Source organism: Methylobacterium oryzisoli (assembly GCF_046557895.1).
GTDB classification, from domain to species: Bacteria; Pseudomonadota; Alphaproteobacteria; order Rhizobiales; family Beijerinckiaceae; genus Methylobacterium; species Methylobacterium oryzisoli.
Window position 1 is genome coordinate 24532 of the sequence record NZ_JBKIBX010000045.1, and the last position, 26149, is coordinate 50680.

Consider the following 26149-nt stretch of genomic DNA (forward strand, 5'->3'; position numbering starts at 1 on the left):
GTGTAGCGGCTCACACCTTGATGATTTCCTGTTCGCAAACGTCGCGGATGCCTGCTCACGTTTTCTGATCGCTGGGGTGGGTTTGACTCCTATCTGTCTGCTGCAGCCGCGAGCCGACCCGATCGACGGCCCAGTCGATGAATAGCCTCGCCCGGGGAGAAAGCTGCCGGGCTTCCGGATAGAGCAGGTAGACCGGCGTGGGCGTCGGCCGCCACTCCGGCAACACTTCGACCAGTTCGCCCGCCGCGAGCTCGCGCTCTACTCGGTAACGAGGCACCTGGATCAACCCGAGGCCGAGACGGGCCAAGGCGGCGTTCGTCGCCGCGGCAGTGACGGTTACGGCAGCGGGAAGCGACACCAAGCGGACCTCGCCGTCGACCTGAAATTCTAACGGGATCACCTCGCGCGACGCCGACGACACGAAGCCGATCACCCGATGTCCGCCCAAATCGTCGGGTGAGGCGGGGACGCCGTGATGGGCAAGGTAGGCGGGGCTCGCGAACGTGCCTTCCGGCAGCATCCCGAGCCGACGCCCGACCAGGCCGCTGACCGCCGGCTCGCCAACGCGGATCACGCAGTCGACCCCCTCGCCGATGAGGTCGACCAGCCGGTCGCGCTCGCCGATGTGCAGCCTGATTTCAGGATAACGCTCGATGAAGTCGGGCAGATCGGGCAGGAGGAACCGCCGCGCAAAGGTGCCATGGACGTCGATCCTTAGCGGCCCTGACGGAACGCCGGGCGCGACCGCCGCGTCCGCGTCTTCCACCGCGGCGATGATCCCCAGCGCCCGCCGGCGATACTCCTCCCCCTCGACAGTTGGCACCACCTTGCGGGTCGTGCGGGCGAGGAGGCGCACGCCAAGCTGACGTTCGAGCTGGCCCACCGCCTCCGACACGCGGGCGCGCGGCATCAGCAGGTCCTGCGCGGCGGCACGGAAGCTGCGCCGTTCGACGACCCTCACAAACGCTCGCAGCGCCTCGATCTTGTCCATTGGTCCGATATCTCGGTCAGTGAAGCCAGGAATGAACCTCTAATCCCGCACAATCCCGGTGGCTATCTCCTGGATCACCAGCAAGGAGACAAGCAATGACCACCACAACCAAAGCCGCCATCGTCACCGGGTCGTCCCGCGGCATCGGCGCCGCAATCGCCGAGCGCCTGGCCCGTGACGGCATGGCCGTGACGATCAACTATTCCGGAGACGCCGTGCCCGCGGATGCGCTCGCCGCGAAGATCATAGGCAGCGGCGGCCAGGCGATCACCGTCAAGGCCGACGTCTCCGATCCGCCATCGGTTGCGGCGATGTTCGACGAAACCGAGCGAGCCTTCGGCAGTGTCGATGCGCTCGTCAACAATGCGGGTCTGATGAAGCTCGCGCCGATTGCGGAAAGCTCGGATGAACTCTTCGACCAGCACATCGCGGTCAACCTGAAGGGCGTGTTCCTCGGCATCCGCGAAGCCGCGCGACGGATGGGCCAGGGCGGGCGTATCGTCAGCTTCTCGTCCAGCGTCGTCGGGCTCTACCAGCCCACCTACGGCGTCTACGCTGCGACCAAGGGCGGGGTGGAGGCGCTGGCCCACATCGCCGCCAAGGAGCTCGGCCCTAAGGGCATCGCCGTCAACGCCGTCGCTCCCGGCCCGGTCGCGACCGCGCTGTTTCTAGACGGCAAGACCGATGAACAGGTCGCGGCCGTCACCAGGATGATCCCAATGGGACGCTTGGCCGAGGCGAACGACATCGCGTCGGTGGTGTCGTTCCTGGTCGGCCCCGATGGCGGCTGGGTCAGCGGGCAGGTGCTGCGCGCCAACGGCGGCATGGTCTGAAGCCGCGCTTCCTCGATCTCGAAAGGAACGGACCATGAGCAAGCAAGTCATTCTCGTCACCGGCGCGTCCTCCGGCTTCGGGGCGTCCGCCGCCAAGGCGCTCGCGAAGGCGGGCCACACCGTCTACGCCTCCATGCGCGACCTCGCGGGCAAGAACGCGTCGGTCGGGCGGGACTATGCGGATTGGGGCAGGCAGGAGTCCGCCGATTTGCGCACGGTCGAGCTGGACGTGCAGGACGGGCGATCGGTAGAGGCGGCGGTCGCCACCATCTTCGCCGACGCGGGCGGGCTGGACGTGATCGTCCATAACGCCGGCCACATGGTTTACGGCCCGCTGGAGGCGTTCACGCCCGAGCAGCTGATGCAGCAGTATGACGTCAACGTGCTGGGCACGCAGCGGCTCAACCGCGCGGCGCTGCCACACATGCGTGAGCGCGGGCGCGGCCTGCTCGTTTGGATCGGCTCGACCTCGACGCGCGGGGGCACACCGCCCTATCTCGGCCCGTACTTCGCGGCCAAGGCCGGCATGGACGCGATCGCCGTAAGCTACGCGGGCGAGCTGGCGCGTTGGGGCATCGAGACCAGCATCGTGGTGCCGGGCTCCTTCACCACCGGTACCAACCACTTCGCCCATGCGGGCAAGCCCGAGGACCAGGCCATCGCGACGGCCTATGCCGACGGTCCGACCGGCTCGATCACCGATCAGGCGTTGAAGGGCTTGGCTGCCCTGTCGCCTCCCGACGCCGATCCCGAGGAGGTGGCCCGCTCGATCGTGCGCATAGTCGACGCGCCGTTCGGCAAGCGCCCGTTCCGCATCCATATCGACCCCGCCGACGACGGCGCGGAAGCGGTCAACGCGGTCGCCGACCGTGTGCGGCGCGAGCTGCTCAACAACATCGGGCTGGGTGACCTGCTCAAGCCCACTGTGGCCTGACATGGTGAGCGAGAGCTTGCCCTCGACCTCGGCGAGGGTCGTCAGGGTGGCATGATCACTGCACCCCGACTCCTAACGAGGGGACCCGTACCGGGGCGAAGGTAATGACCTGCCCCCGTAGAAGTGGTCCGACGCCTACCCTAACACTCGGCGAGCTGCTCGATCATCAACGGCGACCCGCGGCCCAATAAAAACGTCTGCGCTGCGGGCGTCCGGTCTGGAGATGCCGGGACGTAAACTGACCCGGATCGCCAGGGTCGGGCTGCTGCAGGTGAGCGAGGAGCATGCGCTGGACATGATGCGCGGGCCTTAACGTCGGCACCGTTCCGGTTCTGCTCGGCAGGCTCGTCGAGAGCAGGGAGCTTGCCCTTTCGGCCAGGGCCTGAGAAGGCGTTCTCGACGCGATCACGTCTTCAAAGCCCGTTCTAAGCCGACCAGGACCGGCCGGCGCAGCACTCGCGCTGGGCGACACGCTGCCCCCCACTCTGGCGAGCGTCACCTGTTCTCACAACTCCTCGACAGGCTGGCTCGACCTTGAAGCACGGTCCGTAACGAGGCGACGAAGCCGATCAAGCGCGGGCACCGGCCGGGACAGGCGCAGAGCCTACCGCGGTCGCTCGCTTGGCCATGAACGCCCGGATGCGCTCGGCCATCGTGGCCGAGGCGGTGTTATAAACTACCATGGCGAGTTCCGGGCGCCCTTCGACCACAAAGGACGAGAACTCCAACTCCAACAGCCCGGCCTCGGGATGGTGAAGGCGCTTCACGCCCTCGCCGGCCGCGATCACGTCGTTCTCGCGCCACAGCGCCGCGAAGTCAGGGCTGAGCCGGGAGAGCTCGTCCACGAGGCGGGCCGCGTCCTCGCTCCCCGCCGCTCCCGCACGGGCGATGTCGGCCCGGAACGCGGCGACGACGAAGCGGGCGACACCCTCCCAATCTTCCTGCGCGGCGCGCACCTGCGCGCTTCCGAAGATCAGGCGCAGGATGTTGCGCTCTTCGCGAGGCAACTGGCCATAGTCGGTGAGCACCGCTGCGGCCGCGCGATTCCAGGCGAGAACGTCCCAGGTCGCGGTCTTGATGATCGCCGGGCTGACTTCGAAAGCGTCGAGGATGCGCTGAAGCCGCGGGGTGACGCCGTCCGCGGGCTTGTAGCGGACCTCGGGCGGGCGACCTAAGCCAAGCATGTAGAGGTGCTCGCGCTCGGGCTCGGTGAGCATCAGCCCCTTGGCGATGCGGTCAAGCGCGTCGGCCGAGGGCGCGCCGCCGCGGCCCTGCTCCAGCCAGGTATACCAGGTCGCGCTGATGTTCGCGCGGCTCGCCACCTCCTCGCGGCGCAGCCCAGGCGTGCGGCGACGTCCGCAGGAGAGGCCGAACGCGGCCGGGTCGAGCCGAGTGCGGCGGTCGCGCAGATAGGTCCCGAGGCGGTTCTCGGCATCGGCGGGCATTGGGCGATCCTGTTGGCGCTTATCCCTGGATAAGCGCACTACTTTAACAGGGTGAGACGAAGCACGATAAGGAGGGACCGAACAACCCGGAGGTTTTCTGATGCGTGTCTTCGTCACCGGCGCGACCGGCTTCATCGGCTCGCGGATCGTGCCCGAGCTGATCGGAGCCGGGCATGAGGTAGTCGGCCTGACCCGATCGGAGGAGGGCGCGCGCCAGTTGGCTTCCCTGGGCGCGGCGTCCCATCACGGGACGCTGGATGACCCTCAGTCGCTCGCCCGCGGCGCTGACGAGGCGGACGCCGTGATCCACGCCGCGTTCGATCATGACTTCTCTCGATATGTCGAGAACTGCGAGAAGGACGCGCGGGTGATCGAGGCGCTGGGGGCTGTGCTGGCGGGCACGGACCGTCCGCTGCTGGTCACCTCGGGAACCGCGATGGGAAGCGCCGGCCCGGGCGAGACCGCGGTCGAGCAGGTCGCGAACCTGGAGCACTCGATCCCGCGCGCGGCCAGCGAACAGGCGGCGGCCGAGGTGGCGGACAAGGGCGTCTCGGTTGCGGTGGTCCGACTGCCCCAGGTGCACGACGCCGTGAAGCAGGGGCTGATCACGTTCTATATCGAGCACGCGCGCGAGAAGGGCGTCTGCGCCTACGTCGGCGACGGCGGCGGTCGCTGGTGCGCCGCGCATGTCGACGACGTGGCCCGGCTCTACCGGCTGGCGCTGGAGCGCCACGAGTCCGGCGCGCGCTGGCACGCGGCCGCCGAGGAGGGCGTGCCCATGCGCGAGATCGCGGCGGTGATCGGGGCGGCCTTGCGCGTTCCCATCCGGTCGCTTCCACCTGAGGAAGCGTCGGCGCATTTCGGCTGGCTTTCGATCTTCGCCGGGCTCGACATGCCGGCCTCGAGCGCGTGGACGCGCGAGCGGCTCGGCTGGCGTCCGACCGGGCCGAGCCTGCTCGATGATTTGCAGGCGATGAGGGACGCGGGCGCCGCCGCTCGGTCTTGATCGCCGGCTCGGGTCGGGCCCGAGGCGCTCTTCAACTCGCCCGACCCAGACGCTTCGAGAGTTGAGTCTCTCACGCGCCGGCCCATCCTCGTACCGCCTGTCCGCCGAAGATGGCGGGCGAGGGCAGGTCGAAAATGAAGTAAGGGCTGAGCAGCGGCAGGGCGCTCGCCTGGTCGAGGCGGGCTCGCTGGTCGGCGGTCAGCTCGACCGAGAGCGAGGCAAGATTTTGCCGGAGCTGCTCGGTGCCGCTGGCTCCGATCAGCACCGACGACACGCCCGGACGCGACACCGCCCAGGCGAGCGCAACTTCCGCCATCGAGCGCCCGATCTCGTCGGCCACCAAGCGCACGGCGTCGACCAGGTCGAAGTTGCGTTCCGTGAACAGCATGCCGCCGAAGGGGTTGTCACCGTTCAGCCGCCCGTCGCTCGGCGTTTCACTCAGGCCCGCGGCCTTGTCCGGGAGCGAAGCCGTGCGTCCCGCCTCGGCCAGCTTGTCGCGGCCGTACTTTCCGGTCAGCAGCCCCGCCCCGAGCGGGCTCCAGGGCACCAGCCCCATTTCGAGCTCGCGCGCGGCAGGCAGGATGTCGAGCTCCACGCCACGGTCGAGGAGCGAATAGGAGTATTGCAGCCCGATCGGCGCCGGTAATCCATGTGCCCGCGCAAGCGTCGCGAGCTTGGCGACGTACCAGGCGGGCGTGTTCGAGAATCCATAGGAGAGAATCTTGCCCGCCCGAACGGCGTCCACGAGCGTGTGCAGCACCTCCTCGGCCGGGGTCACCCGGTCCCAGACGTGGACCCAGTACAGGTCGATGTGGTCGGTCCGGAGCCGCCGGAGCGAGCCTTCCAGCCCGAGCCGGATGTTCTTGGCCCCGTTCCCGCCATGGAGCGGCGTGCCCGGGGTGCGGCCGAACCCGGACTTGGTCGCCACGACCAGTCGGTCGCGCGTGCCGCCATCGGCCATGAATGCGCCCAGCATCTCCTCGCTGCGCCCGGCCGAGTACACGTCGGCGGTGTCGATGAAGTTGCCGCCCGCCTCGACATAGGCGTCGAACACGGCGCGCGAGGTGCGCTCCCCCGAGCCCCAGCGCTCCGCACCGAAGGTCATGGTGCCTAGCGCCAACGGGCTGACGATCAGGCCCGAGCGGCCCAGCGTGCGGTAGTCGGTCAGGCTCATCGCAGTGCTCCCGGCGCGCTCGGAAGGAGCGCTGCATGAGCCGGTAGGTAGCCCTGGAGCGCCAAGGCGATTAGCCGTTGCCGAGCGCATGAGCTTGTGAGCAGCATGCAGCAATGGACCGGCGTGAGCTCAACGATCTTGCCGCCTTCGCCGCGGTCGCGCGCGAGCGCAGCTTCACGCGGGCGGCCGCCCTGCTGGGCATGTCGCCGTCGGCGCTGAGCCATGCCATGCGTGGGCTGGAGGAGTGGCTGGGCGTGCGCCTCCTCGCCCGTACCACGCGCAGCGTGGCGCCCACCGAGGCGGGTGCACGGCTGTTGCGCTCGCTCAACCCCGCGCTCGACGAGATCGCGAGCGGACTGGAGGCGCTGGGTGGCTGGCGCGAGCGGCCGTCGGGCACGCTCCGCATCACGACGTTCAGTACGGCGGCCGCGGCGGTCCTTGAGCCGGCTCTGCCCGCGTACCTTCTCGCGTTCCCGGACGTTCAGGTCGAGGTCGACGTGGACAATGGTCTCACCGACATCGTAGTCGCCGGCTTCGATGCGGGCATCCGGTTCGGCGATACGGTTGCCAAGGACATGATCGCGATCCGGGTCGGGCTCGATCAGCGCAGCGCGGTGGTCGGCACGCCAGAATACTTCGCGCGTCATCCTCCGCCTACGACGCCACGGGACCTGGAACAGCACGCCTGCATCAACTACCGGCTGACGACCTCGCCCGGCCTGCTGCCGTGGGAGTTCGAGAAGGACGGCCGGGAGGTGAGCATCCGGACCTCTGGGCCCCTGGTCGTGAACAACGGCCCGCTCGCGCTCGCCGCAGTCCGGGCGGGCGTGGGGCTGGGCTACACGCTGGAAGCCGACGTCGCCGACGACGTCCGGGCCGGGCGGCTGGTCCAGGTGCTCGCCGACTGGTGTCCGCCCTTCCCGGGCTACTACCTCTACCACCCCAGCAGACGGCAGGCCTCGCCCGCGCTCCGGGCGCTGATTGCGACGTTGCGAGCGGAACTGGTCAGCTAGGCGTTGCTATTCGGCCAGGCACTCCGAAGGCGGCCAGCCTGCTCTCGACCAATCCCGGTTGGCCGCTTCCAGCTCATTGGGCTTTGACGGCGTTGCAGCCCTCACCACGATCGCTTTGCGCGAGAAGTTCACCCCTCGCGACGCCGTAACGGCCAACGGCTTCATCCGCGAACCGAGTACGATGCCCTCGTCGATGTAGCGAGAACCGCGTCTGAGTCCGGGGTCGCCGGCGGGTTCAGTGTGGCGCCGACTTCACGCTCGCAGTAGCGTCGCGTGCGCGGCAAGGAAGGACTTTAGATCGGCGGGCCGGCGGCCCGTCCAATGCTGGACCTCGTCGGTGACGCGATCTTCCGACCCCTCGGCGATGTCGCCGTCGAGGGCCGACAGTGCTGCAGCGTAGCGCGCGGGCAACCCGTAACCCTCTTAACGTCGAGCGAGGTCGGCCGCGCTCATCCGAACGTGGCGGACCTCTCGTTCCCGTACCTCGGTCAGCATCCGTGCCACCTCGTCATAAGACAAGGTCTGCGGTCCGGTCAGGACAGGGGCGACCCCGGCTTCCCTTGCGACACCAGTCAACAGGGCGGCGGCGACGGCCGCGATATCGCCGACATCGATGAACGGAACGCGGCCGTCCCCGGTGGCGGAATAGATTGCGTCGTCTCGGAGGATCCCGGGCAGGTGCTGATTGGTGAAGTTCTGCATGAACCAAGTCGGTCGCAGCACGGCGAAGTCCACGGCGTGTCCCGAAAGCCATTCGTGGACCGCGCCCATCACCAGTCCCCCTCGGGGAAGCGATGATGCCGAAAGAAAAACGAGGCGCCGCGATCCCGCCCGCTCGAGAAAAGGCCGCATCTGTGCGAGCGGTTCGTCGGTGTCCGTCGGTGCGACGATATAGACGCCAACGACCCCATCGAGGGCAGCGTCGAAGGTCTCGGGACGCCGCCAATCGAAGGCGATGTCCCCTGCCATCTTGGCGCTGCGGGTTCCGGCCCGAACTGTGAAACCCGCCTCCCGCAGCCGGCGAACGAGAGCGCTGCCGGTCTTTCCAGTGGCGCCAGTGACCAGGATGGGGTCAGCCATGGTGCGCCTCGCCATGGGTTAGAAGCGCGAGTTGTTCAGAACCGCGCAAGGCGCGCAGTACGGCCAGCGAGTTCCAGTAGTCTTTGTAGTGCACGATGGTGCCGCCTTGCGTGCGGATGATCGAGACGTAGCGCTGCTCGTAGGGCTCGTCCGTCGCCACGCCCGAGCCGAACGCCTCGAATTCCAGGATGACCGTATCTCGGTCCAGGGTTTCGATGACCGTCGGCTCGCTTATGCGATCGAACGTGATCTGCTCGGCGAGACTCGACAGATGTCTTTCCAGCGCTTCCCGCCCGACCACGCGCCTGGGGAGATCTCCGAAGGCGTAGGGGAACTCCATGACGCCCTCAGCATGGAACATGTCGACGAAGGAGCCGGCATCCGGAGCGAGCCGATCACCCAGTGCCTCCCTCAGCATGGCGGAAAAGCTTTTCACGGTGTCGGGCATGCCGTAGACCCTGCGGTTGGAACGGGTGCGTTCCGACGCTATACGGAATGTGTGGATGGAACGCAATCGTTCCGACGAAGCCAGGATCGCACGGCGGCAGCCGAGCGGCGCCGCCGTGCGCAAGTCCAGCGTCACCGATGCGCTGGCGCGCACTTTCTTCGAGGAATGGGCAAAGACGGGCTTTGCGGCGCTCAGCCTGGAGCGGGTGGCCAAGCGCGCGGGCGTCGGCAAAGCCGCGCTTTACCGGCGCTGGTCGTCGAAGGTCGACATGGCCAGCGATCTCCTGGCGCAGGTGGGCCTCACGATTACCCAGACGGACGACATGGGATCGCTGGAGGCGGATCTCGAAGCGCTCCTCCTGGCCATTCGTCGCGTCCTGCGCCATCGCACGATCCGACGCATCGTCAGCGATCTCCACGCGGAGATCGGACGCGAGCCGGCCCTGGCCGAGGCGATCCGACCATTGCAGCAGGCGAGGCGGGACCGCGCTCGCGACCTCGTCGAGAGAGCGACTGCGCGGGGCGAGCTCGACCCGCAGGTCGATTTCGAGTCGATCGCCGACCTGGTGGCCGCACCCATCTACTGGCGCCTCGTCGTGGTTGGCGGGCGTTCCGACCGCCAGCACATCAGACGTCTGGCCCGCATGTGTGCTGCAGCCGCCAGGACAGCCTAGAAGCGGATCCGAGCAAGCGGCTGGTCCGATGCTCCTACGCGGTGGCTGCGGTTCCTGGTCCGCTGGCTATCGTTCGAGAACCGCTTTGAGCACCGCCTTCAAGCGCGCGATCGGTCGTCCGTTCGCAGACACCGGAGGAAAGCTGCAGTAGCGACCGCTCGACACACTGGGGTAAGTGCATCAATCCTGAGCGGTCGGGCGGACTACGATGTCGCCGACATCGACCTCGGGCGGCTGCTAGATCGCAAAGGCAATCGCCCGAGCGATCGCGTCCGGCGGGGTTGCGATCTGCTCCATGCGTTCGGCGATGGTCGCCTTGATCTGAGGGTCGCTCATAGCTTCGGCGAAGTTCGTCTTGACGAAGCCAGGCGACATGCCCCTCACACGCAGCTTGTCGCCCGCCCCTTGCCGGAGCGCTTCATTGATCGTCCGCGCGGCGTTCTTGGTTGCAGCGTACACGCCTTGCAGCGGGACGATTTTCAAACCCGCGGTGGGGACGATGTTGACGAAGTGGCCGTCGCCCTAAGCTCGAAGTACCGGGAGCTCTACGGCAATATCGTAGAGAACGTCGCGCAGTTTGACGTTGATCATCACGTCCTACTCTTCAACCTTCAGGTCGTCAAATCGAGAGAGCGGACCTGCACCGGTATTGCTGACCAGAGCGTCGAGCCTGGTGTATTGTTGACGAGCGAGAGCAACCAGTCGGACGAGATCGTCGCGCTTCGTCACGTCGGTCGTCGCTCAAATCGCTTCTCCTCCCTCAGCGACGATGCGGGAGGTGATCGTCTCTAGCCGCTCGGCCCCGCGCGCGCCAAGCACGAGCTTTGCTCCCTGCCGAGCCAGCAGGAGAGCGGTCGCCTCACCGATCCCGCTGCTCGCGCCGGTGATCGCGACGACTTTGCCCTCGATCTCGTTGATCATTTCCACCCACCTCCCGTCGAGTCCCGGCTTGACACATTGTTATGATGCTAACATATTTGTTTGGTGCCTAGCAAACCTCCTCGCTTCCGTCATGACTCCGTGGCCGCATGGGCCAAGCGCTGCTACTTCGCCGGGCGCGCCCTGATGGAGGCCGCGCTGCGGCCGCACGGTCTCGGCGCGACGCAATGGTACGTGCTCTATCACCTGGCCCATGACGGCCCGACCCTGCAGCGCGAACTGCTGCGAATGCTCAAGGTCGAGCGGGCCACGTTGAGCGTCGTCATCGGCGAGCTGGTCCGCAAGGGCCTTGTCGAGCAGGTGCCCGACCGGGCGGACGGCCGTCAGAAGCTGCTGCGGATGACCGTAGCGGGGGCGGCGCTGTGGGACCGGCTCCCGGACCTGCAGAGGCTGGTCCTGTCCGCGTTCAACGGCATCGACGAAGCCGACATCGCCATCGCTGTCCGGGTGCTCCGCACCGCCACCGAACGCCTCGATCGTCTCTCATCCGAAAGGACCGACACATGAAACTGACCGGCAGGACGGTTCTGATCACCGGCGGCACCAGCGGCATCGGCCTGGAGCTGGCGGCCCAGCTCCTCGCGCGCGACAACGTCGTGATCGTCACCGGGCGGGACGACAAGGCCATTGAGGCGGCCAAGGGCCGCCATCCTGGTCTCCATGCGTTCAGGAGCGACGTCGGCGACGCCGACGAGATCCGGCGGTTGCACGCCGACGTGACCGCGCGCTTTCCCCGGCTCGACACGCTGGTGAACAACGCCGGGATCATGCGCAACCTGAAGCTCGCCGAGGATCGCTCGCTGGAGGACGTCACCCGCGAGATCGACATCGACCTCAGCGGTCCGATCCGCATGGTGCAGCAGTTCCTGCCCCATCTCCAACGCTCGCCGGAGGCGCTCATCGTCATGGTCTCGTCCGGCATCGCGTTCGTGCCGTTCTCGATCGCGCCGGTCTACTCGGCCGCCAAGGCCGGGGTGCGCGCCTATACGCGGTGCCTGAGAACCCAGCTCGCGAACGGCGGCGTCCGCGTCGTCGAGCTCGCACCGCCTGGAACGGAAACGCCGCTGATGAAGGCCGAGTTCGCGACCATGGACGGGGCCAGAAACATGCCGGTCGAGACGCTCGTTCGGCACGCGATCACCGGCATAGAGACGGGCAAGACCGACATCCGCCCTGGCCTGAGCAAGGTGCTGAGCATCGCCGGCAGGGTCGCGCCCGATCTTGTCTTCAACCAGATGAGCAAGGCCGCAGCGGCCTGAAACCTCATCCAGCTCCGTCAGGTCCAAGGTCGGTCGCAGGGCCGATCTCCGTCCTTGCCGGCCACTTCCTCGTAGGAGATCGATTTGTCGAACGAGCGCATCGCTCTGGTGACAGGCGCGAACCAAGGGATCGGCTTCCAGGTCGCCAAAGAGCTCGTCGCCAACGGCTGGACCGGACTGGTTGGCGCAAGGGACAGCGAGAAGGGCCAGGCCGCGGCCGCCAAGATCGGCAAGGGAGCCGTGTTCGTGCCGCTCGACGTCACCGATGCGGGTTCGATCGCGGAGGCGGCGGACCGCATCCGCACGGAGCACGGCCGGCTCGACCTGCTGGTAAACAACGCCGCCATCTCGCGTCCACCCCACGCGGGTGATCTCGCGCTCGCGGACCACATGAAGACGATGAGCGCGGCCACGATCTCGCTCCACGACATGCGGACGATCTGGGAGACGAACGTCTTCGCTGTCGTCGCCATCACCCAGGCGATGCTGCCGCTGCTGCGCGCCGCGCCCGCGGCCCGGATCGTCAACGTCGGAAGCGGCGCGGGATCGCTCACGCTCAACGCCGATCCCGCCTTCCCGTACCGGCACATGTACTCGCCCGGCTATGCCGGATCGAAAACGGCGATGAACGCGGTCACCCTGTCGTTCGCGATTGAACTCGAGACCGAGGGCATTCGCGTTAACGCGGTCTCTCCAGGGTTCACAGCCACGAACCTCAACAATTTCGAGGGAATGGAGAGCCTGGAGGACGGCGCGCGCGAGGTCGTCCGCGTGGCGCTGCTCGAGGGTGACACCCGCAGCGGCGCCTTCACAGCTTGGGAGAACGCGCCAATCCCTTGGTGAGATCGTGCGGTAAGCGTCACAACCGACCGATTGTGACGCTGCTGGAGCCGGTGGGTACGCCACGAGATTCACGAGCCTGCAATGGCTCAGGGTCGTGCCTAGCATCGACGCCTACGCCGACCGATGCGCCCGGGCTTTCGGGCGGCTCGCCAGCGCCGACCATGGCGACCTGGAGGCCACGGCCGCAGCGATCGTGAAGATCATCCATACCGAGCGCCACCGCAACCCTGCCGGCCGTGCGCGCCGCCTACGCCCGCCCCATCGCCGCCTGGGCGGCAAAGTCGAATTCGCGCAGCGCCGGCCAGGGAAGAATTCGGCTGCGATCTCTCGAACGAAGGAGACGTGTCATGATCGTTGTCACCGGAGCGACCGGCCGGCTCGGCCGGCAGATCGTCGAACGCCTCCTGGAGCGGCTACCGCCCGAGAGGCTCGGCGCCAGCGCGCGAGACCCCGGAAAAGCGGATGAGTTGTCCCGGCGTGGGGTCCGCGTCCGGCGCGGCGACTTCGCCGAACCCGCGAGCTTGGCGGCCGCGTTCGAAGGCGCCTCCCAGCTTCTGCTGGTGTCGTCGAACGCCGCCGCCCAGGGCGGCGACCCGCTGGCGCAGCATCGCGCGGCGATCGACGCCGCGAAAGCGGCGGGCGTACGGCGCATCGTCTACACCAGCCACATGGCGGCGGGCACGGACTCGGCGTTCCCGCCCATGCTCACACATGCCTCGACTGAGGACATGCTGGCGGCCTCGGGCCTCGCCTGGACGGCCCTGCGCAACGGCTTCTACGCCAGCACGGTGCCGATGCTCGTGGGCGATGCGGCCGCGACGGGCGTGCTCGCCGCGCCGAGGGACGGCAAGGTGTCCTGGACCGCGCATGACGATCTCGCCGCGGCGGCGGTCGCGATCCTCACGCAGGAGGGTCGCTTCGAAGGACCCACGCCGCCGCTCACGGCCTCGGAGGCCCTGGATCTCGCCGACGTCGCGGCATGTCTGTCGGAGGGACGCGCGCAGCCCGTCGAGCGGCGTGAGATCGCCGACGAAGCGCTGGCGGACGCGATGACGCAGCGCGGCGCGCCGCCCGCGGCGATCGCGATCACCCTTGGCCTCTACGGCGCGGCGCGAGCCGGCGAGTTCGCGGCCGTCGATCCTACGCTCGCCGCCCTGATCGGCCGGTCGCCGGTCGGCCTGAGGGATGTCCTGCGGGACCGGTCCGCCGGCGGCTGACCGCCTCGCGCCCGACCTCAGGACGCCGCGGCGGCATCCGGAAACAGCGGGAAGGCATGTCCGCCGAAGGGCCCGGTGTCGAGCCAGAGATACTGGAACGAACGGCTGGCGAAGACCCAGCCGTCGCCGGCGCGCCGCAGACGGTCGAAGGCGATGCAATGGTTGCGGTAATAGGTCTCGCCGGGGCCCTGCGCGGACTCATGGACGAAGGTGCGTGTGGTTGCTTGGTTGCCGTCGATCTCGATGACGCCGGGTAGCGCGAACTGCACGAAGTAGACCTTCCCCGCGCGGAGCCTGCGCAGGAGGGCGACGCTCGCGTCCGCTCCCTTGGCGTGGTGGCCTTGAGGCGCCTGGCCGATGACGAACTCGCCTTCCTCCGCCCAGACCGTGCGGAACATGGCGTGGTCGTCGCGGGTCGCGGCGTCGGCGAAGCGGGCGATCGTGTTGCGGATCGAGGCCTCGTCCATAGAGCGTCTCAGAAGGTCCTGCCGGTCGGACATCGCTGCCTCCTCGCGGGCGTGGGTCGGTGCTGACAAGCCGGATATCGGGGCTAGGCGGCCTCGCCGCATTCCCGATCGTGGCGCAGCCGTGCCCGATCCTGCCAAACCGAGGCAAAGTCCCGCGATGACCCGAAGCGAGGATCCATCATGACCACGGGTGTTACGATCGCTGACCTGGCGGCGCTGGCCGCCGGGCATGCGTCGGGGCTGCGCACGGCGACCGCTTGTCACTGCCTGACACTTTGGTCCAGCATCGCGACAACCGAACCCACACCGGCGATCTTCGATCCGAAGTTCTATCTCTTGCTCCAGGGCGGCAAGCGCCTGTCGGTCGGGGGCAAGACGATCCTCTTCACGCCGGGCCTCTACGCCGTCTCGTCGCTCGGTCTGCCGTTCACGGGACAGGTGACGGAGGCGTCGGCCGAGTGGCCCTACCTAGCGGTGGAGCTCGGCCTCGACCCGGGCGTGATCGCGGGCCTGCTGCTGGAGATGCCGGAGGCCCCGCCGCACCCCGCACCGGCGCTCGCGACGGCCGAGGCCGCCGCCGGCGTCCTCGAAGCTGTCGCCCGCCTGCTGCGCCTGCTGGCCTCGCCCGCCGACATTCCGATCCTCGGGCCGCAGCTCGAGCGCGAGCTCTGTTACCGGCTGCTGCAGGGACCGGCGGGCGGAACGCTGCGCGAGGTGGTGCAGGGGCGCAAGCACTTCTCGCAGATCAGGACGGCCGGTGGCTGATGTAGCCGCTGTCCCCCACCACCTACTTCGGCACGCCCGGCAATCGACCGAGCAGCGGGATGGCCTGGGGCAGCTCATGCGCCTGTCCGGGCGCGATCCGGAAGGCGATGGCACGACCAGCGCCATCGGCGATCACGCAAGCCTTGGTCCCATATCCGCCACGAGAGCGGCCAAGCGCCTCACGATGATCTCGCTCAGCGTGAGATCCCCCCTTCGCACAGCCCCGGCCGCCTTCTGGTGAGCGCGCACGCTAGTGCCATCGAGAAACACCATGCCGAGTTGCACGCCGCGCTCCTGAACAAGGCTGAGGAGCCGCTCCCAGACGCCAGCCCGCGCCCACCGGATGAAGACCTGAGCGGCACGCCACCAGGGTCCGAGTTCGGCTGGCACAGCGCGCCACTTGGCCCCGTTCTGATGGCGCCAGAGAATGGCCGAGACGGTGCGGCGCAGATCCTGGGGCGGCGTCTTGCCCTACGGTCGGCAGGCTTTCACCAGCGGCTCCAACTCGGCCCATTGCGCGTCCGACAGCATCGCTCCTCCTCGCTCAGGAGAGGCGAAACGCCCACCACATCAGGTGGTTCAAGCGATCATAGGCCGTAGTGGACGTGCTTTGCGGGAAATGGTTTTCTCCTCCGGACTCGTCCCGACGCAGACGCGATACATTCGCGATCATTGCCAAACGTGCTGGGATGACCTCTCCATCTCGAGAGCGGAATGGGAAATTGTAATAGATTGTCTCGGATTCGCCGACCGATACAATTCGTTACAAAGTCTGACAATTGGTGCTGAAGATCGATCAAGCCCTGCTATAAATCATGAAAATCCGCTGCGTGCGGCGTCGGATACAAAGGTTGCGTCGCTCATATCTGTCACGATCGGTCCATACTCACGGGCGCTGACCCCGTAACACGGCCTGTCGACGGTACCTCGCGCATCGACGGCAGCATTAGACGCCGGCCCAAGTTCCGCGTCATCGTCAACTTGCAGGAACCAAAGCCGTCATGTGGATCGTCTTGTATGCCCTGCGACGGCCCTACACGATCGCGGTGATGGCCGCGGTGATCCTGATCGCGGGAACCTCCGCGATAAGGAAGACCTCAACGGACATCCTGCCGACGATCGATCTCCCGGCGATCCAGGTGGTCTGGACCTACCAGGGTCTGGACCCGCAGGAGATGGCCTCCAAGATCACGTCGTTCAGCGAGATCGCCATCCTCAACAACGTCGACGACATCCGCAGCGTCGAGTCGCAGACGAGCGCCGGCATCGGGATCGTGCGCGTCGAGTTCCAGCCGACGGTGTCCTTCGAACTCGCGCTCAGCCAGATCTCGTCGGTGTCACAGACTATCCTGAGGCGGATGCCGCCCGGGACGCAGCCGCCGCTCGTGGTCCGCTACTCGCAGGGCAGCGTACCGATCCTCCAACTCGCGTTGTCGTCGAACTCGCAGACCAAGCCGCAGCTCTACGATTACGCGCGGCTACGACTGCGCTCGCAGATCCAGACCATTCCAGGCGTCCGGGTGACGCTGCCCTACGGTGGCGAGGCCCGCCAGATCATGGTCGACCTCGACCCGGATCGCATGCGGGCCTACGGCGTCTCCCCCGAGGATGTCTCGCGCGCGGTCACGACACAGAACCTCACCCTGCCCTCGGGCACCTTGCGCGATCAGGATCGCGAGGCGTTCGTCTCCTTGAATTCGAGTCCCGAGACGGTCGCGGCCTTCAACGACCTGCCGCTGCGGGAGGTGGACAGGCGCGTGATCTTCCTGCGCGACGTGGCCAACGTCCGCGACGGCGGGGCGGTTTCGACCAACGTCGCTCGCGTCGACGGCGAGCCGGGCGTCATCGTCCAGCTCCTGAAGCTCGGTTCAGCCTCGACCGTCGACATCGTGGACCAGGTCCTGGCGCGTCTCCCTGAGATCCGCGACGCCGCCCCGCCGGGGACGCGCATCGAGCCGATCTTCGACCAATCCGCCTTCGTAAGCAACGCGGTCGAGAGCGTGCTTCACGAAGCCGTCCTCGTCGGCGCACTCGTCGCGATCGTCGTGATCGTGTTCCTCGGCAGCCTGCGCAGCACCGCGATCGTGCTCGTCTCGATCCCGCTGTCCCTGCTGGCCTCGCTCGCGGCGCTCTCCGCGTTCGGCTACACGCTGAACCTGATGACGCTCGGGGGCCTGTCGCTCGCCATCGGCATCCTGGTCGACAACGCGCTCGTCGAGATCGAGAACGTCAACCGCAACATCGCGGACGGGAAACCCATTCGGCAGGCGGTGCTCGACAGCGCGCAGCAGGTCGTCTTTCCCGAATTCGTTTCGACCACCTGCATCTGCATCGTGTTCCTTCCGGTCTTCGCGTTGAGCGGCACGCCATCCTTCGTGTTCGCTCCGCTCGCGCTCGCCGTCGTCTTCGCGATGATCGCGTCGTTCGGGCTGTCGCGCACGCTCGTGCCGACGCTCGCCTTCCTCCTTCTGCCTGCCGAGATCCGGGCACGCGAGCGGGGCGCGCGTTCGCCGCTCTCGCGGGTCCACGCCCGGGTCGAGCGGGCGCTCGACGCCTTGCGCGACCGCTATCGCGCGCTGGTCTCCGGGCTCGTTAAAACACGGCTCCCGGTGGGGCTCGCTGCGGTCGCCGTCGTCGTCGCGGCCGGATGGACGGCGACCGGCCTCGGCCGGGAGTTCTTCCCGACCGTCGATGCGGGCACGCTGCGCATCCACCTTCGCGCCCCGAGCGGCACGCGTCTCGAGGAGACGGCGCGGGTCTTCGCCGACGTCCAGCGCGAGATCCGAACGTTGCTGCCGCGCGAGGAGACGCAGGCGATCGTCGAGAACATCGGCGTGCCGGATCCGGTCAACCTCGCCTGGGTCGGCAGTTTGACGGCCAGCCCAAGCGAGGGCGAGATGCTGATCCAGCTCAAGCCCGGTCACGCGCCCTCGGCGACGTATCGGGCGCGCATCCGCGACATGCTGCGGGAGCGCTTCCCGCAGGTGGTCGCCTTCTTCCGATCGGCCGACATCGTCGGTCAGACGCTGGACGGGCCGGCGGCCGGCTCGATCGACCTTCAGATCGCCGGACGCGACGGGGTCGGCAACCTGGCCGTCGCGCGCGAACTCGTCGATCGCATCCGCTCGGTCCCGGGCGCGACCGACGTCATGCTGCGGCAGATCCCGGACTGGCCCGAACACCGCATCACCGTCGACAAGGCGCGGGCGGCGCAGCTCGGGCTGACCCAGGAGGCGATCGCGAACGCCGTCCTGATCTCGCTGTCGTCGAGCGCGGTCGTTCGGTCGAGCTACTGGTCGGATGCGGGAACCAGCTACGTCGTGGCCGTACAGACTCCCCCCGACCGTGTCCGTTCGGTCGACGAGTTGATGAACACGCCCGTCTCGACCTCCCGCGGCGGGACCATCCTGCTCAGGACCATCGCCACGGTCGGCGACCGCCAGATGCCGGCCAACGTCTCGCGTGCCACGCTGCAACCGGCGCTGAACGTGCTGGTCAACGTATCCGGGCGCGACCTGGGCGGCGTGCTGCGCGACGTCGAACCGATACTCGCCGAGGTCCGGGGTCGGCTGAAGCCCGGGAACACGCTGTCCGTCAGCGGGCAGGCCGCGCAGATGAACCTCGCCTACGCCGAGCTCGCCGGCGGGGTGGCCTTCGCGGTGCTGCTGGTCTTCCTGTTGCTGGTAGTGAACTTCCAATCGTGGACGCTGCCGGTCGCGGCGCTCGCCGCGCTGCCGTTCGCGGTTTCGGGCGCGGTCTTCGGGCTCGCGACGACGGGGACCTACCTGAGCGTGCCGGCGCTCACCGGCGTCATCATGGTTCTCGGCGTGTCGACGGCCAACAGCGTGCTGGTTGTCTCGTTCGCCCGCGACCTCCTGGAGGAAGGCCGCGACGCGGCGAGCGCGGTCCTCGACGCCGCCGCGACCCGCCTGAGGCCCGTGCTGATGACCGCGACCGCGATGATCGTCGGGATGATCCCCATGGCGCTCGCGATCGGGGAGGGGGGCGAGCAGAATGCGCCCCTCGGCCGTGCCGTGATCGGCGGGCTCGTTCTCGGGACCATCGGCACGCTCGTGCTGGTCCCGATCGCCGTGACGGCATTGAAAGTCAAACGTACGAAGGTCGTCGACGAGCGGTTCGCCACGTCCGACGTCGGCAGAGGGGAGCCGTCAGGGGCATGACTGTTCGAGCGACACCGAAATCCACGATCAACAGGCCGGGAGCCGCCACGAGGCCGCTGCGATCGGGGCTCTTCGCATCGGCGCTCTGCGCCGTCGCGACGGTCTGTCCGGCCTGGCACGTGGCGGCGCAGACCGCCGAGGTGCGTACGGTGAGGCCGGAACGCGCCAGCGCCCGCGAAGGCTTTCGCCTCCCGGTCGTCGCTGAACCGGAGAAGCGAGCCAGGCTCTTCGCGAGGGCCAACGGGTTCGTGGCCGAGCGCCGCGTCGACATCGGCGACGCGGTCGAGGCCGGCGACGTCCTCGCCGTGATCGACGCGCCCGAGGTCGTGAGGAACCACGAACGGGCGAAGGCCGCGGTTGGGCAGGCGGACGCCCGGGTCTCGCTCGCCGAAGCCAATCTGGAACGCACCGCCGTGCTCGCGGGCAAGGACTTCGCGAGCAGGGCGGTTCTGGACGACCGCCGCTCGCAATCGAACATCGCGGTCGCGGATCGCGAGGCCGCGCTGGCGGAGCTCAGGCGCTTCGAGGAACTGCTCGCCTTCCGCCAGGTTCGCGCGCCGTTCGGCGGCGTGGTCGTCGCGCGGAACGTCGAACTGGGCGACCTTGTGGTCGGCGACGCCGCGGCGGGCGCCACCCCGATGTTCGAGCTCGCGCGGATCGAGGAGCTGAGGATCGTCGCGGACGTCCCGCAGGGCGCGCTGGGAGCCATCCGGCTCGGCGAGGATGCCAAGGTGACCTTCACCCGGTTCGGGAACGAAGCCTTCGTCGCCAAGGTCGCTCGTCGGTCGCAGTCGATCGATCGCGTATCCGGTACGATGCGCGTCGAGCTGACGATGAGTAATCCGGGTGGCCGCTTGCCCGCCGGACTCGCGGGGCATGTCGAGTTCGCGGTCGCCGGGGACGGCGTGACCGTTCCGACGAGCGCCTTGACGATTCGCAACGGAAAGACCTTCGTCGTCACCCTCGACGAGGGTGTCGTCCGGTTTCGGGAGGTGGCGCTCGGTCGCGATCTCGGCCGCACGGTCGAGATCCGCGAAGGCTTGCGGGAGGCCGACGAGGTCGTACTCAACCCGAACGCCCTGTTGAGGGCCGGCGATCGCGTCGCGGTGAAGAGCGCCTCCTGACGCACGAGGGCGCGGGCGGTGGATGTGGCCGAGAGCGCTCGGGCGATCGCCGATCGGGAACACGACCGGCATGGAGGCCGTCATGAATAGGAACCTCGAGGCACGGGAAGCCGATCTCGTCCGGGAGCGTCGTGAAAGCGGTCTTGCGTCGCCGCTCTGGACGTCGTTGTCTCCAGGAACCCCCGGCGGCGGTTCCGGCCCGGCGTCCGGCAGGGCCTCGACCGCGAGCGAACCCTTGGCCGCGAGGCTTCCCGATCGGGCTGCCGGCCACATATCGTCGGACGTCCGGGCGCGGCCTCGCGGGACGAGCCTGTCGCGGCGACGCGTGCGAAACCGAGGTGCTTGAAATGGGTTCTCAGCCTCACATCGCTATCGTCGACGATCACCGTGACATCCGCGACCTCGTCGGAAGGTATCTCGTCCAGCACGGCTATCGCGTGAGCCAAGCCGAGAACGCGGCGGCCGCGCGGCGCCTCCTCGAACGCAACGCGATCGACCTCATGGTCCTCGACGTCATGATGCCGGGCGAGGACGGCCTGTCCCTCTGTCGCGATCTCCGCGCCACGACCGAGTTGCCGATCATCATGCTGACGGCGATGGCGGAGGACGCCGACCGCATCGTCGGGCTGGAGATCGGCGCCGACGACTACCTGACGAAGCCGTTCAACCCACGCGAGCTCCTGGCGCGCGTGAAGGCGGTTCTGCGGCGCGTGGAGAGCCTGCCGCCACGGCGGACAGTGCCCAAGGCGAAGGAGATCGGTTTCGACCGTTGGCGGCTCGATGTCGGACAGCGCGAGCTCGTCGACGCGGCCGGCTTGGCGGTGCCGCTCAGCACCGCCGAGTTCCGCCTGCTGTGCGTCTTTATCGATCACGCGGGACTGGTGCTCGACCGCGACCAGCTGCTCGACCTGACGGCGGGACGCGCGGCCGAACCGTTCGATCGCTCGATCGACAACCAGGTCAGCCGCCTGCGCCGCAAGATCGAAGCCGATCCGCGCTCGCCCGGCATCATCAAGACCCATTGGGGCGGTGGCTACAGCTTCGCCGCCGAGGTCAGGGCGTTATGAGACGGGTCTGGTCGAGGAGCCTCACGCTTCAGTTCATCGTGCTCCTGCTGCTCGCGCTCGCCGCCTCGCAAGCCGTCGGCGCCGCCATCGCCTGGGCGGAGCGCTCCGCGGCGCTACGCAGTACGATCAGGTCCGAGTTCCTGAGCCGCAGCGCGTCCGTCGCGAAGCTCCTCGAGGCGACGCCGTCCGAATTGCAGGCCGACATCCTCAGGGCGAGCGGCACGAACTACTCGCGTTTCTGGGTCACACCGACGCCTCCCGACGACATGGACGCGTGGCGAGGCGACGCCAGGAGGGAGCTCACGAAGCCGCTTCCGGGTCTCGGACGACCCGTCGGGCCCGACGCGACCGACGAACCTCCGAGCGGCGCGCTGATCGAAGCGGCCAAGTCGTCGGCGAAGGCAAGTTGGTCGGAGCTGCCGGCTACCGCCTGGCCGCTCCCGCGCCCGGCACGGTTCCTGCGGATCGACGACGCGACCACCATGGGGCTCGCGGTTCGGCTGCGGGACGGCGCCTGGCTGAACAGCGTCTGGGCCAAGCCGGCCTACAAACCGTTCTGGACCCCGCAGACCGTGGCGACCATGGGCGTGACGGCGCTCCTGCTGTGCATGATCGCGACCTTCATCGGGCGTGGCATAACGAGGCCGATGCGCGGCATGGCGGCTGCGGCCGAAGCCGTCGGCCGTGGCGAGCATGCCGTTCTGCCCGAGATCGGGCCCGACGACATCCGCAGCACCGCGCAGGCCTTCAACCTAATGCAGGAACGGCTGAATCGATTCGTAGAAGATCGCACGCGCATGATCGCCGCGATCGGCCACGACCTGAGAACCCCGATCACGTCGTTGCGTCTGCGGGCGGAGTTCGTCACCGAGGAGGAGGTGCGCGAGAAGCTGCTCGCCACCATCGACGAGCTTCAGCGAATGGCCGAGGCGAGCCTCGATTTTGCGCGGCATGACGCCGAGAAGGAGCAGACCCGCGACATCGACCTCACCGCGCTGGTAGAGAGCTTGTGCGACGACCTGCGCGAGGTCGGCCTTAGCGTTGCTTTCGTCGAACGCGCGAAGCTGCCATATCGGTGCCGTCCGGGTTCGCTCCGCCGTGCGCTGCGAAACATCGTCGAGAACGCCGTGCGATACGGAAAGCACGCCGATGTCGAGCTCGTCGCCGAGGCCGACGTCGTCGAGGTCGTCGTGTGCGACCGCGGCCCGGGCATTCCTGAGGACCAATGGGAGAAGGTTTTCTCGCCCTTCTACCGCCTTGAAAGGTCGCGCAATCAGGAAACCGGGGGTATCGGTCTTGGGCTCGCGATCGCGCGAACGATCGTGCGGCGGCACGGCGGCGACATTTGCTTCGACGGCGGCGCCGGGCGCTTCCGGACCACCCTCTCACTGCCCCTGACCGCTCCGGCGCTCGGTGCCTTGGCGCCGAGCCGGGCCGCCTCACCCCATGGGGGGCACGCGACGCGGGACGAAATCGCCGCGGCAGCAGGGCTGAGCTCCGCCGGGGCCTACCGGTGACGCAGTTCGAAACTCAAACCGAGCGTCCCACCTTTAGAGTGTCCCGATGAGGGCTACGAATCTAGGAGTCAGAGGTTCGAATCCTTTCGAGCGCGCTCCCGAGGAGCGGATCGACCGCGCGAGAACCGCGTGCCTCGCGGCATGCGCCATCGCCCGGGAGGTCGAGACGTTCAACGCCGCGCGCCGGAGCGCCGAACAGCACGCATGCCGGATGAGAATCGGCTTGCACACCGGCCCGGTGGCGGTCGGGAACGCCGGCCTCTCGGGCCGCGTCGACTACACGATCATCGGGCGCGTCGTGAACGTCGCGCAACGCTTCGAGCACCACGGGCGCGAGGTCGACGACGAGAACAAGGTGGTCGTTCTGGCTTCGAGCAAGACGGCCGGAGAGGCAGGCGCGGATCTCTGTTGGCTGTCCTACCCTACCATTGAGATCGACGGCGCCGGCGCCGCGTTTCGACTCCCCTGGGCGGATCGGCGAATTGAGGTCTCCTGAGCTCACGCTCGCGGCGGCAGGTCAGCCGCGACGGGCGGCGAAGTACTGCAGGGCTGGCCCGATGAAGTTGTCGTTCTCCCAAGTGGGATAGGCCTGCCGAATGCGCGAGCGGAGCCCGCTCGCCTGCCCATTTGCCCCTTCGATGAACTCACGGACCAGCTTGAAATAGCCGAGCACGTCCGTCGCGATCTCCGCGCCGCCTAGGTTGCCGTGGCCTGGCACGACCAGGCGCGGCCGAAAACTCTGGATGTCCGTGAGGACCGTCTCCCAGCGCGCCACGTCGATGTCGGCTGCCCCGATCATCGGCGGGAAGAACGGCACGATGGGGAACATTCGTTCCTCGAGAAGGTCGCCCGCGAAGACGATGCTCTCGTCCGGCAGATGTATGACCTGGTCGCCGGGGCTGTGAGCGACGCCCCAGGTCCGCATGTCCACGCGTCGGCCGCCGAGATCTAAGCTCGCGCGCTCGCCGTCGTAGGCCTCGTCGGGCGGGGTGATGACGATGCCGTCGAGCAGGTGCTTCTGCCCTGGCGGGAGGACGCCGGCCCGGAACCCTTCGAGGAGGGTCTGGCCCGCACGGGCCAAGTAGTCGGACTGGACCCGGTTATAGACGATGCGGGCGTCTCGCTTGAACACCTGCGCCCCGAAGCCGTGCTCGGGATGAGCATGAGTGACGGTGAGAACGATCCGGCGCCCCGGCGCGAGCCGCCGGGTCAGCGCCAGCACGGCTTCCGCGCTGTCGAGGCCGAGTCCGCAATCGACCACCAAGGCCGTCTCGCGTCCGACCACGATCCCGATGTTCGGCACCAGCGGGATGCGCTTGTCGGGCAGGATAAAGACGCCGGGCGCCATCTCCGCCGGGAAGCGAGCGTCGACTACGGGCGGAGATGGTGCGGGCACGGTCAGGCGGGACAGGACTTGCCCGTCCTGAGCCGCCGCGGCGTTCGGGACCGCCGCGGCCAGGCCGCCGCCAAGCAGGAGCGTCATCGCTTGACGTCGCCCGAGCGCGCTTGATTCGGCAAGAATTGGCTCGGTCATTGCCACCTCTCCGCACTATGATGGCGCACATGTGGTCCCGTCTGGTCCAAACCTCAAATCTATGTTCAGCATGCGAGGTGATCGGCAGCGATGATGCGGTCTCGGATTGCCGTTATGCTTGTTCCTTTGCTGCAGCTATCGGGTGGGATTCGGTTCAGCTGCGGCTTACGCGTCGCCGTTGGCTCCTGTCGCCCCGTACACCTGACCCGACGCGTAGCTCGCGGTAGGATCGGCCAACTGCACGTAGATCGAGGCGAGCTCTGCGGGCTGGCCAGGGCGACCCGCTGGCGTGCCCGCTCCGAATTGCGCGTAAAGCTCGTCCGAGCGGCCAGTTTGAACGATCAACGGGGTCCAGATCGGGCCGGGCGCGACGGCGTTGACGCGGATGCCTCGACCGGCGAGCTGCTTGGTGAGAGACTTCGCGAAGTTGATGTTCGCCGCCTTGGTGAGAGAGTAGTCGACCTGGTCCGGGTTGGGGTCGTAGCCGAGGCTGGACGCCGTCATAATGATCGAGGATCCGGGCCCGAGATGGGGAAGCGCCGCCTTGGTCAGCCAGAATGGCGCGTACACGTTGGTCTTCATAGTGCGATCGAACTGCTCGGCGCTGATCGTCTCCAGCGTCGCCTGCATGGTCTGCGCGCCCGCGTTGTTGACGAGGATGTCGAGCCCGCCGAGGGAGGTGACCGCCTCCGAGACGATCCTGCGGCAGACTTCTTCCGTGCGGATATCTCCCGTCACGGCGACTGCGCGCCGGCCTGCCGCCTCGATGAGCTTCAGCACCTCGCGAGCGTCCGACTCCTCTTCGGGAAGAAAGGCGATGGCGACGTCAGCGCCTTCTCGGGCGAACGCGATCGCGGCGGCCCGTCCCATCCCGCTGTCGCCGCCCGTGATTAGCGCCTTCAGGCCCGCGAGACGGCCCGAGCCGGCATAGCTGTCCTCGCCGTGATCCGGCTTGGGTTGCATGGCGCCGGCAAGCCCTGGGAAGCGCTGGTTCTGCGGCCTGAAGGGAGGCTGAGGGTAGGCTCGGCGCGGGTCCGACTTCGTGACGCTTCGCGCCGGCTGGGGTTGGGCGCTGATTTGCGTGGACGCGACAACGGCGCTGGCGCCTGTCGCGGCAGCCGCCATGACCGAGCGCCGGGTGGCGCATCGACAGCCTTTTGTTCGACCATGCGACAAGCTCCCCTGCGCTCACGAACGACCGGCGACAGGTGTTCTCGGCGAAAGACGCGCTGACGCCCGCCCCCCATCGGTGCGCCGACCGCCCTGCCTGAACAGGCACGGACCACAATCAACGCCGATCTTGGGGCTACACAAATCGATATCTTGCATGAAGCCGCATCGGCGCTGTCGATGCGACGAGCGATCTTGCCCTTGATCGACGAAGAGGATGCTCACGCATGATGAGAATCGATTGGCGCAGGCCACCGTCCCGGGTACGGTCATCGGCCAGACTAGAGCGGGTCCCGAGCCGCTAGAGACGGATCTGCGGGTTGCGCGTTGAGGGGTGAAGGAGCTTGCCGATGCCCTCACCCCTCTCTGTGGATCTCCGCGAGCGTGTGGTCGCTGCTGTGGCGGCGGGGGCCTCCTGCCATCGCGCCGCGGCTCGCTTCGGGGTCAGCGTGTCGAGCGCCAGCCGCTG

25 protein-coding genes and 2 pseudogenes are annotated in these 26149 nt (G+C 67.8%); 16 read left to right on the plus strand and 11 right to left on the minus strand.

Annotated elements, in window-relative coordinates; genetic code table 11:
* Positions 1 to 55: 55 nt before the first annotated feature.
* Positions 56 to 991 (minus strand): LysR family transcriptional regulator, encoded by a 936-nt coding sequence (locus tag ACKUB9_RS28415; protein ID WP_407529368.1) that lies wholly within the window; start codon positions 989 to 991, stop codon positions 56 to 58.
* Positions 992 to 1086: 95 nt separating this feature from the next.
* Here ACKUB9_RS28415 and ACKUB9_RS28420 point away from each other — a divergent pair, with 95 nt between their 5' ends.
* Together ACKUB9_RS28420 and ACKUB9_RS28425 are read left to right on the plus strand one after the other, a co-directional pair.
* Positions 1087 to 1824 (plus strand): SDR family oxidoreductase, encoded by a 738-nt coding sequence (locus ACKUB9_RS28420; protein ID WP_407529369.1) that lies wholly within the window; start codon positions 1087 to 1089, stop codon positions 1822 to 1824.
* 34 nt (positions 1825 to 1858) lie between these two features.
* Entirely contained in the window at positions 1859 to 2758 is a 900-nt protein-coding gene (locus ACKUB9_RS28425) for an SDR family oxidoreductase (RefSeq protein ID WP_407529370.1), read from the plus strand.
* Positions 2759 to 3327: 569 nt separating this feature from the next.
* Here the strand turns inward: ACKUB9_RS28425 and ACKUB9_RS28430 are convergent.
* Positions 3328 to 4203 carry a helix-turn-helix transcriptional regulator gene (locus ACKUB9_RS28430; protein ID WP_407529371.1) on the minus strand — a complete coding sequence of 292 codons (876 nt, stop codon included), beginning with the start codon at positions 4201 to 4203 and terminating at the stop codon, positions 3328 to 3330.
* Positions 4204 to 4303: 100 nt separating this feature from the next.
* Here ACKUB9_RS28430 and ACKUB9_RS28435 point away from each other — a divergent pair, with 100 nt between their 5' ends.
* Positions 4304 to 5209 (plus strand): SDR family oxidoreductase, encoded by a 906-nt coding sequence (locus ACKUB9_RS28435; RefSeq protein WP_407529372.1) that lies wholly within the window; start codon positions 4304 to 4306, stop codon positions 5207 to 5209.
* Between the two features lie 70 nt (positions 5210 to 5279).
* On the opposite strand, the gene ACKUB9_RS28440 is transcribed toward ACKUB9_RS28435, so the two are convergent.
* Entirely contained in the window at positions 5280 to 6383 is a 1104-nt protein-coding gene (locus tag ACKUB9_RS28440) for an aldo/keto reductase (protein WP_407529373.1), read from the minus strand.
* Positions 6384 to 6496: 113 nt separating this feature from the next.
* Between ACKUB9_RS28440 and ACKUB9_RS28445 the strand changes: the two genes are divergently transcribed.
* On the plus strand, positions 6497 to 7396 hold the full coding sequence (locus tag ACKUB9_RS28445) for a LysR family transcriptional regulator (protein ID WP_407529374.1): 900 nt from the start codon (positions 6497 to 6499) through the stop codon (positions 7394 to 7396).
* Positions 7397 to 7648: 252 nt separating this feature from the next.
* On the opposite strand, the gene ACKUB9_RS28450 is transcribed toward ACKUB9_RS28445, so the two are convergent.
* The 3 genes from ACKUB9_RS28450 to ACKUB9_RS28460 are packed head-to-tail and all read right to left on the minus strand — an operon-like array spanning position 7649 to position 8924.
* On the minus strand, positions 7649 to 7807 hold the full coding sequence (locus ACKUB9_RS28450; RefSeq protein WP_407529375.1) for a hypothetical protein: 159 nt from the start codon (positions 7805 to 7807) through the stop codon (positions 7649 to 7651).
* Between the two features lie 12 nt (positions 7808 to 7819).
* A complete protein-coding gene (locus ACKUB9_RS28455; RefSeq protein ID WP_407529376.1) occupies positions 7820 to 8476 on the minus strand; it encodes an NAD(P)H-binding protein in 657 nt (218 codons plus the stop codon).
* On the minus strand, positions 8469 to 8924 hold the full coding sequence (locus tag ACKUB9_RS28460; RefSeq protein WP_407529377.1) for a nuclear transport factor 2 family protein: 456 nt from the start codon (positions 8922 to 8924) through the stop codon (positions 8469 to 8471). The genes ACKUB9_RS28455 and ACKUB9_RS28460 overlap by 8 nt, the downstream gene beginning before the upstream one ends.
* 55 nt (positions 8925 to 8979) lie before the next feature.
* Here ACKUB9_RS28460 and ACKUB9_RS28465 point away from each other — a divergent pair, with 55 nt between their 5' ends.
* Positions 8980 to 9597 (plus strand): TetR/AcrR family transcriptional regulator, encoded by a 618-nt coding sequence (locus ACKUB9_RS28465; protein WP_407529378.1) that lies wholly within the window; start codon positions 8980 to 8982, stop codon positions 9595 to 9597.
* Between the two features lie 237 nt (positions 9598 to 9834).
* On the opposite strand, the pseudogene ACKUB9_RS28470 reads toward ACKUB9_RS28465, so the two are convergent.
* Positions 9835 to 10515, minus strand: a pseudogene (locus tag ACKUB9_RS28470) (SDR family oxidoreductase).
* 102 nt (positions 10516 to 10617) lie between these two features.
* On the opposite strand from ACKUB9_RS28470, the gene ACKUB9_RS28475 reads away from it, so the two are divergent.
* The 4 genes from ACKUB9_RS28475 (at position 10618) to ACKUB9_RS28490 (ending at position 13855) form a co-directional block, all read left to right on the plus strand.
* Positions 10618 to 11043: a MarR family winged helix-turn-helix transcriptional regulator gene (locus ACKUB9_RS28475; RefSeq protein WP_407529379.1), complete on the plus strand. Its 426-nt coding sequence runs from the start codon at positions 10618 to 10620 to the stop codon at positions 11041 to 11043.
* On the plus strand, positions 11040 to 11795 hold the full coding sequence (locus ACKUB9_RS28480; protein ID WP_407529380.1) for an SDR family oxidoreductase: 756 nt from the start codon (positions 11040 to 11042) through the stop codon (positions 11793 to 11795). The genes ACKUB9_RS28475 and ACKUB9_RS28480 overlap by 4 nt, the downstream gene beginning before the upstream one ends.
* 84 nt (positions 11796 to 11879) lie before the next feature.
* Positions 11880 to 12638, plus strand: a complete 759-nt coding sequence (locus ACKUB9_RS28485; RefSeq protein ID WP_407529381.1) for an SDR family NAD(P)-dependent oxidoreductase — start codon at positions 11880 to 11882, stop codon at positions 12636 to 12638.
* 236 nt (positions 12639 to 12874) lie between these two features.
* A complete protein-coding gene (locus ACKUB9_RS28490; protein ID WP_407529382.1) occupies positions 12875 to 13855 on the plus strand; it encodes an NAD(P)H-binding protein in 981 nt (326 codons plus the stop codon).
* A 17-nt stretch (positions 13856 to 13872) separates the two neighbouring features.
* Here ACKUB9_RS28490 and ACKUB9_RS28495 read toward each other — a convergent pair whose 3' ends face one another.
* Positions 13873 to 14355 (minus strand): nuclear transport factor 2 family protein, encoded by a 483-nt coding sequence (locus ACKUB9_RS28495; protein WP_407529383.1) that lies wholly within the window; start codon positions 14353 to 14355, stop codon positions 13873 to 13875.
* A 147-nt stretch (positions 14356 to 14502) separates the two neighbouring features.
* Here ACKUB9_RS28495 and ACKUB9_RS28500 point away from each other — a divergent pair, with 147 nt between their 5' ends.
* Positions 14503 to 15087 carry an AraC family transcriptional regulator gene (locus ACKUB9_RS28500; protein ID WP_407529384.1) on the plus strand — a complete coding sequence of 195 codons (585 nt, stop codon included), beginning with the start codon at positions 14503 to 14505 and terminating at the stop codon, positions 15085 to 15087.
* A gap of 25 nt (positions 15088 to 15112) precedes the next feature.
* Here the strand turns inward: ACKUB9_RS28500 and ACKUB9_RS28505 are convergent.
* Positions 15113 to 15618 (minus strand): annotated as a pseudogene (locus ACKUB9_RS28505) (IS5 family transposase); the annotation flags it as partial.
* A 470-nt stretch (positions 15619 to 16088) separates the two neighbouring features.
* Between ACKUB9_RS28505 and ACKUB9_RS28510 the strand changes: the two are divergent.
* The 5 genes from ACKUB9_RS28510 (at position 16089) to ACKUB9_RS28530 (ending at position 23472) form a co-directional block, all read left to right on the plus strand.
* The gene (locus ACKUB9_RS28510; RefSeq protein ID WP_407529385.1) at positions 16089 to 19268 is read left to right on the plus strand and encodes an efflux RND transporter permease subunit; all 3180 of its coding nucleotides are present in this window, start codon (positions 16089 to 16091) and stop codon (positions 19266 to 19268) included.
* Entirely contained in the window at positions 19265 to 20392 is a 1128-nt protein-coding gene (locus ACKUB9_RS28515; RefSeq protein WP_407529386.1) for an efflux RND transporter periplasmic adaptor subunit, read from the plus strand. The genes ACKUB9_RS28510 and ACKUB9_RS28515 overlap by 4 nt, the downstream gene beginning before the upstream one ends.
* A 347-nt stretch (positions 20393 to 20739) precedes the next feature.
* Positions 20740 to 21459 carry a response regulator gene (locus ACKUB9_RS28520; RefSeq protein WP_407529393.1) on the plus strand — a complete coding sequence of 240 codons (720 nt, stop codon included), beginning with the start codon at positions 20740 to 20742 and terminating at the stop codon, positions 21457 to 21459.
* A complete protein-coding gene (locus tag ACKUB9_RS28525) occupies positions 21456 to 22976 on the plus strand; it encodes an ATP-binding protein (protein WP_407529387.1) in 1521 nt (506 codons plus the stop codon). The genes ACKUB9_RS28520 and ACKUB9_RS28525 overlap by 4 nt, the downstream gene beginning before the upstream one ends.
* Positions 22977 to 23022: 46 nt before the next feature.
* Positions 23023 to 23472 (plus strand): adenylate/guanylate cyclase domain-containing protein, encoded by a 450-nt coding sequence (locus ACKUB9_RS28530; protein WP_407529388.1) that lies wholly within the window; start codon positions 23023 to 23025, stop codon positions 23470 to 23472.
* Positions 23473 to 23493: 21 nt separating this feature from the next.
* Here ACKUB9_RS28530 and ACKUB9_RS28535 read toward each other — a convergent pair whose 3' ends face one another.
* Together ACKUB9_RS28535 and ACKUB9_RS28540 are read right to left on the minus strand one after the other, a co-directional pair.
* Positions 23494 to 24510 carry an MBL fold metallo-hydrolase gene (locus tag ACKUB9_RS28535; RefSeq protein ID WP_407529389.1) on the minus strand — a complete coding sequence of 339 codons (1017 nt, stop codon included), beginning with the start codon at positions 24508 to 24510 and terminating at the stop codon, positions 23494 to 23496.
* Between the two features lie 165 nt (positions 24511 to 24675).
* Positions 24676 to 25635, minus strand: a complete 960-nt coding sequence (locus ACKUB9_RS28540) for an SDR family oxidoreductase (protein ID WP_407529390.1) — start codon at positions 25633 to 25635, stop codon at positions 24676 to 24678.
* Between the two features lie 395 nt (positions 25636 to 26030).
* Between ACKUB9_RS28540 and ACKUB9_RS28545 the strand changes: the two genes are divergently transcribed.
* Positions 26031 to 26149 (plus strand): helix-turn-helix domain-containing protein (locus ACKUB9_RS28545; protein WP_407529394.1); only part of this gene is annotated, 119 nt, incomplete at its 3' end.

Coding starts and splice junctions, on each gene's coding strand:
- ACKUB9_RS28415 (WP_407529368.1), bottom strand. CDS start 991: ATGGACAAGATCGAGGCGCTGCGAGCGTTTGTGAGGGTCGTCGAACGG.
- ACKUB9_RS28420 (WP_407529369.1), top strand. CDS start 1,087: ATGACCACCACAACCAAAGCCGCCATCGTCACCGGGTCGTCCCGCGGC.
- ACKUB9_RS28425 (WP_407529370.1), top strand. CDS start 1,859: ATGAGCAAGCAAGTCATTCTCGTCACCGGCGCGTCCTCCGGCTTCGGG.
- ACKUB9_RS28430 (WP_407529371.1), bottom strand. CDS start 4,203: ATGCCCGCCGATGCCGAGAACCGCCTCGGGACCTATCTGCGCGACCGC.
- ACKUB9_RS28435 (WP_407529372.1), top strand. CDS start 4,304: ATGCGTGTCTTCGTCACCGGCGCGACCGGCTTCATCGGCTCGCGGATC.
- ACKUB9_RS28440 (WP_407529373.1), bottom strand. CDS start 6,383: ATGAGCCTGACCGACTACCGCACGCTGGGCCGCTCGGGCCTGATCGTC.
- ACKUB9_RS28445 (WP_407529374.1), top strand. CDS start 6,497: ATGGACCGGCGTGAGCTCAACGATCTTGCCGCCTTCGCCGCGGTCGCG.
- ACKUB9_RS28455 (WP_407529376.1), bottom strand. CDS start 8,476: ATGGCTGACCCCATCCTGGTCACTGGCGCCACTGGAAAGACCGGCAGC.
- ACKUB9_RS28460 (WP_407529377.1), bottom strand. CDS start 8,924: ATGCCCGACACCGTGAAAAGCTTTTCCGCCATGCTGAGGGAGGCACTG.
- ACKUB9_RS28465 (WP_407529378.1), top strand. CDS start 8,980: ATGGAACGCAATCGTTCCGACGAAGCCAGGATCGCACGGCGGCAGCCG.
- ACKUB9_RS28480 (WP_407529380.1), top strand. CDS start 11,040: ATGAAACTGACCGGCAGGACGGTTCTGATCACCGGCGGCACCAGCGGC.
- ACKUB9_RS28495 (WP_407529383.1), bottom strand. CDS start 14,355: ATGTCCGACCGGCAGGACCTTCTGAGACGCTCTATGGACGAGGCCTCG.
- ACKUB9_RS28500 (WP_407529384.1), top strand. CDS start 14,503: ATGACCACGGGTGTTACGATCGCTGACCTGGCGGCGCTGGCCGCCGGG.
- ACKUB9_RS28510 (WP_407529385.1), top strand. CDS start 16,089: ATGTGGATCGTCTTGTATGCCCTGCGACGGCCCTACACGATCGCGGTG.
- ACKUB9_RS28515 (WP_407529386.1), top strand. CDS start 19,265: ATGACTGTTCGAGCGACACCGAAATCCACGATCAACAGGCCGGGAGCC.
- ACKUB9_RS28520 (WP_407529393.1), top strand. CDS start 20,740: ATGGGTTCTCAGCCTCACATCGCTATCGTCGACGATCACCGTGACATC.
- ACKUB9_RS28525 (WP_407529387.1), top strand. CDS start 21,456: ATGAGACGGGTCTGGTCGAGGAGCCTCACGCTTCAGTTCATCGTGCTC.
- ACKUB9_RS28530 (WP_407529388.1), top strand. CDS start 23,023: ATGAGGGCTACGAATCTAGGAGTCAGAGGTTCGAATCCTTTCGAGCGC.
- ACKUB9_RS28535 (WP_407529389.1), bottom strand. CDS start 24,510: ATGACCGAGCCAATTCTTGCCGAATCAAGCGCGCTCGGGCGACGTCAA.
- ACKUB9_RS28540 (WP_407529390.1), bottom strand. CDS start 25,635: ATGGCGGCTGCCGCGACAGGCGCCAGCGCCGTTGTCGCGTCCACGCAA.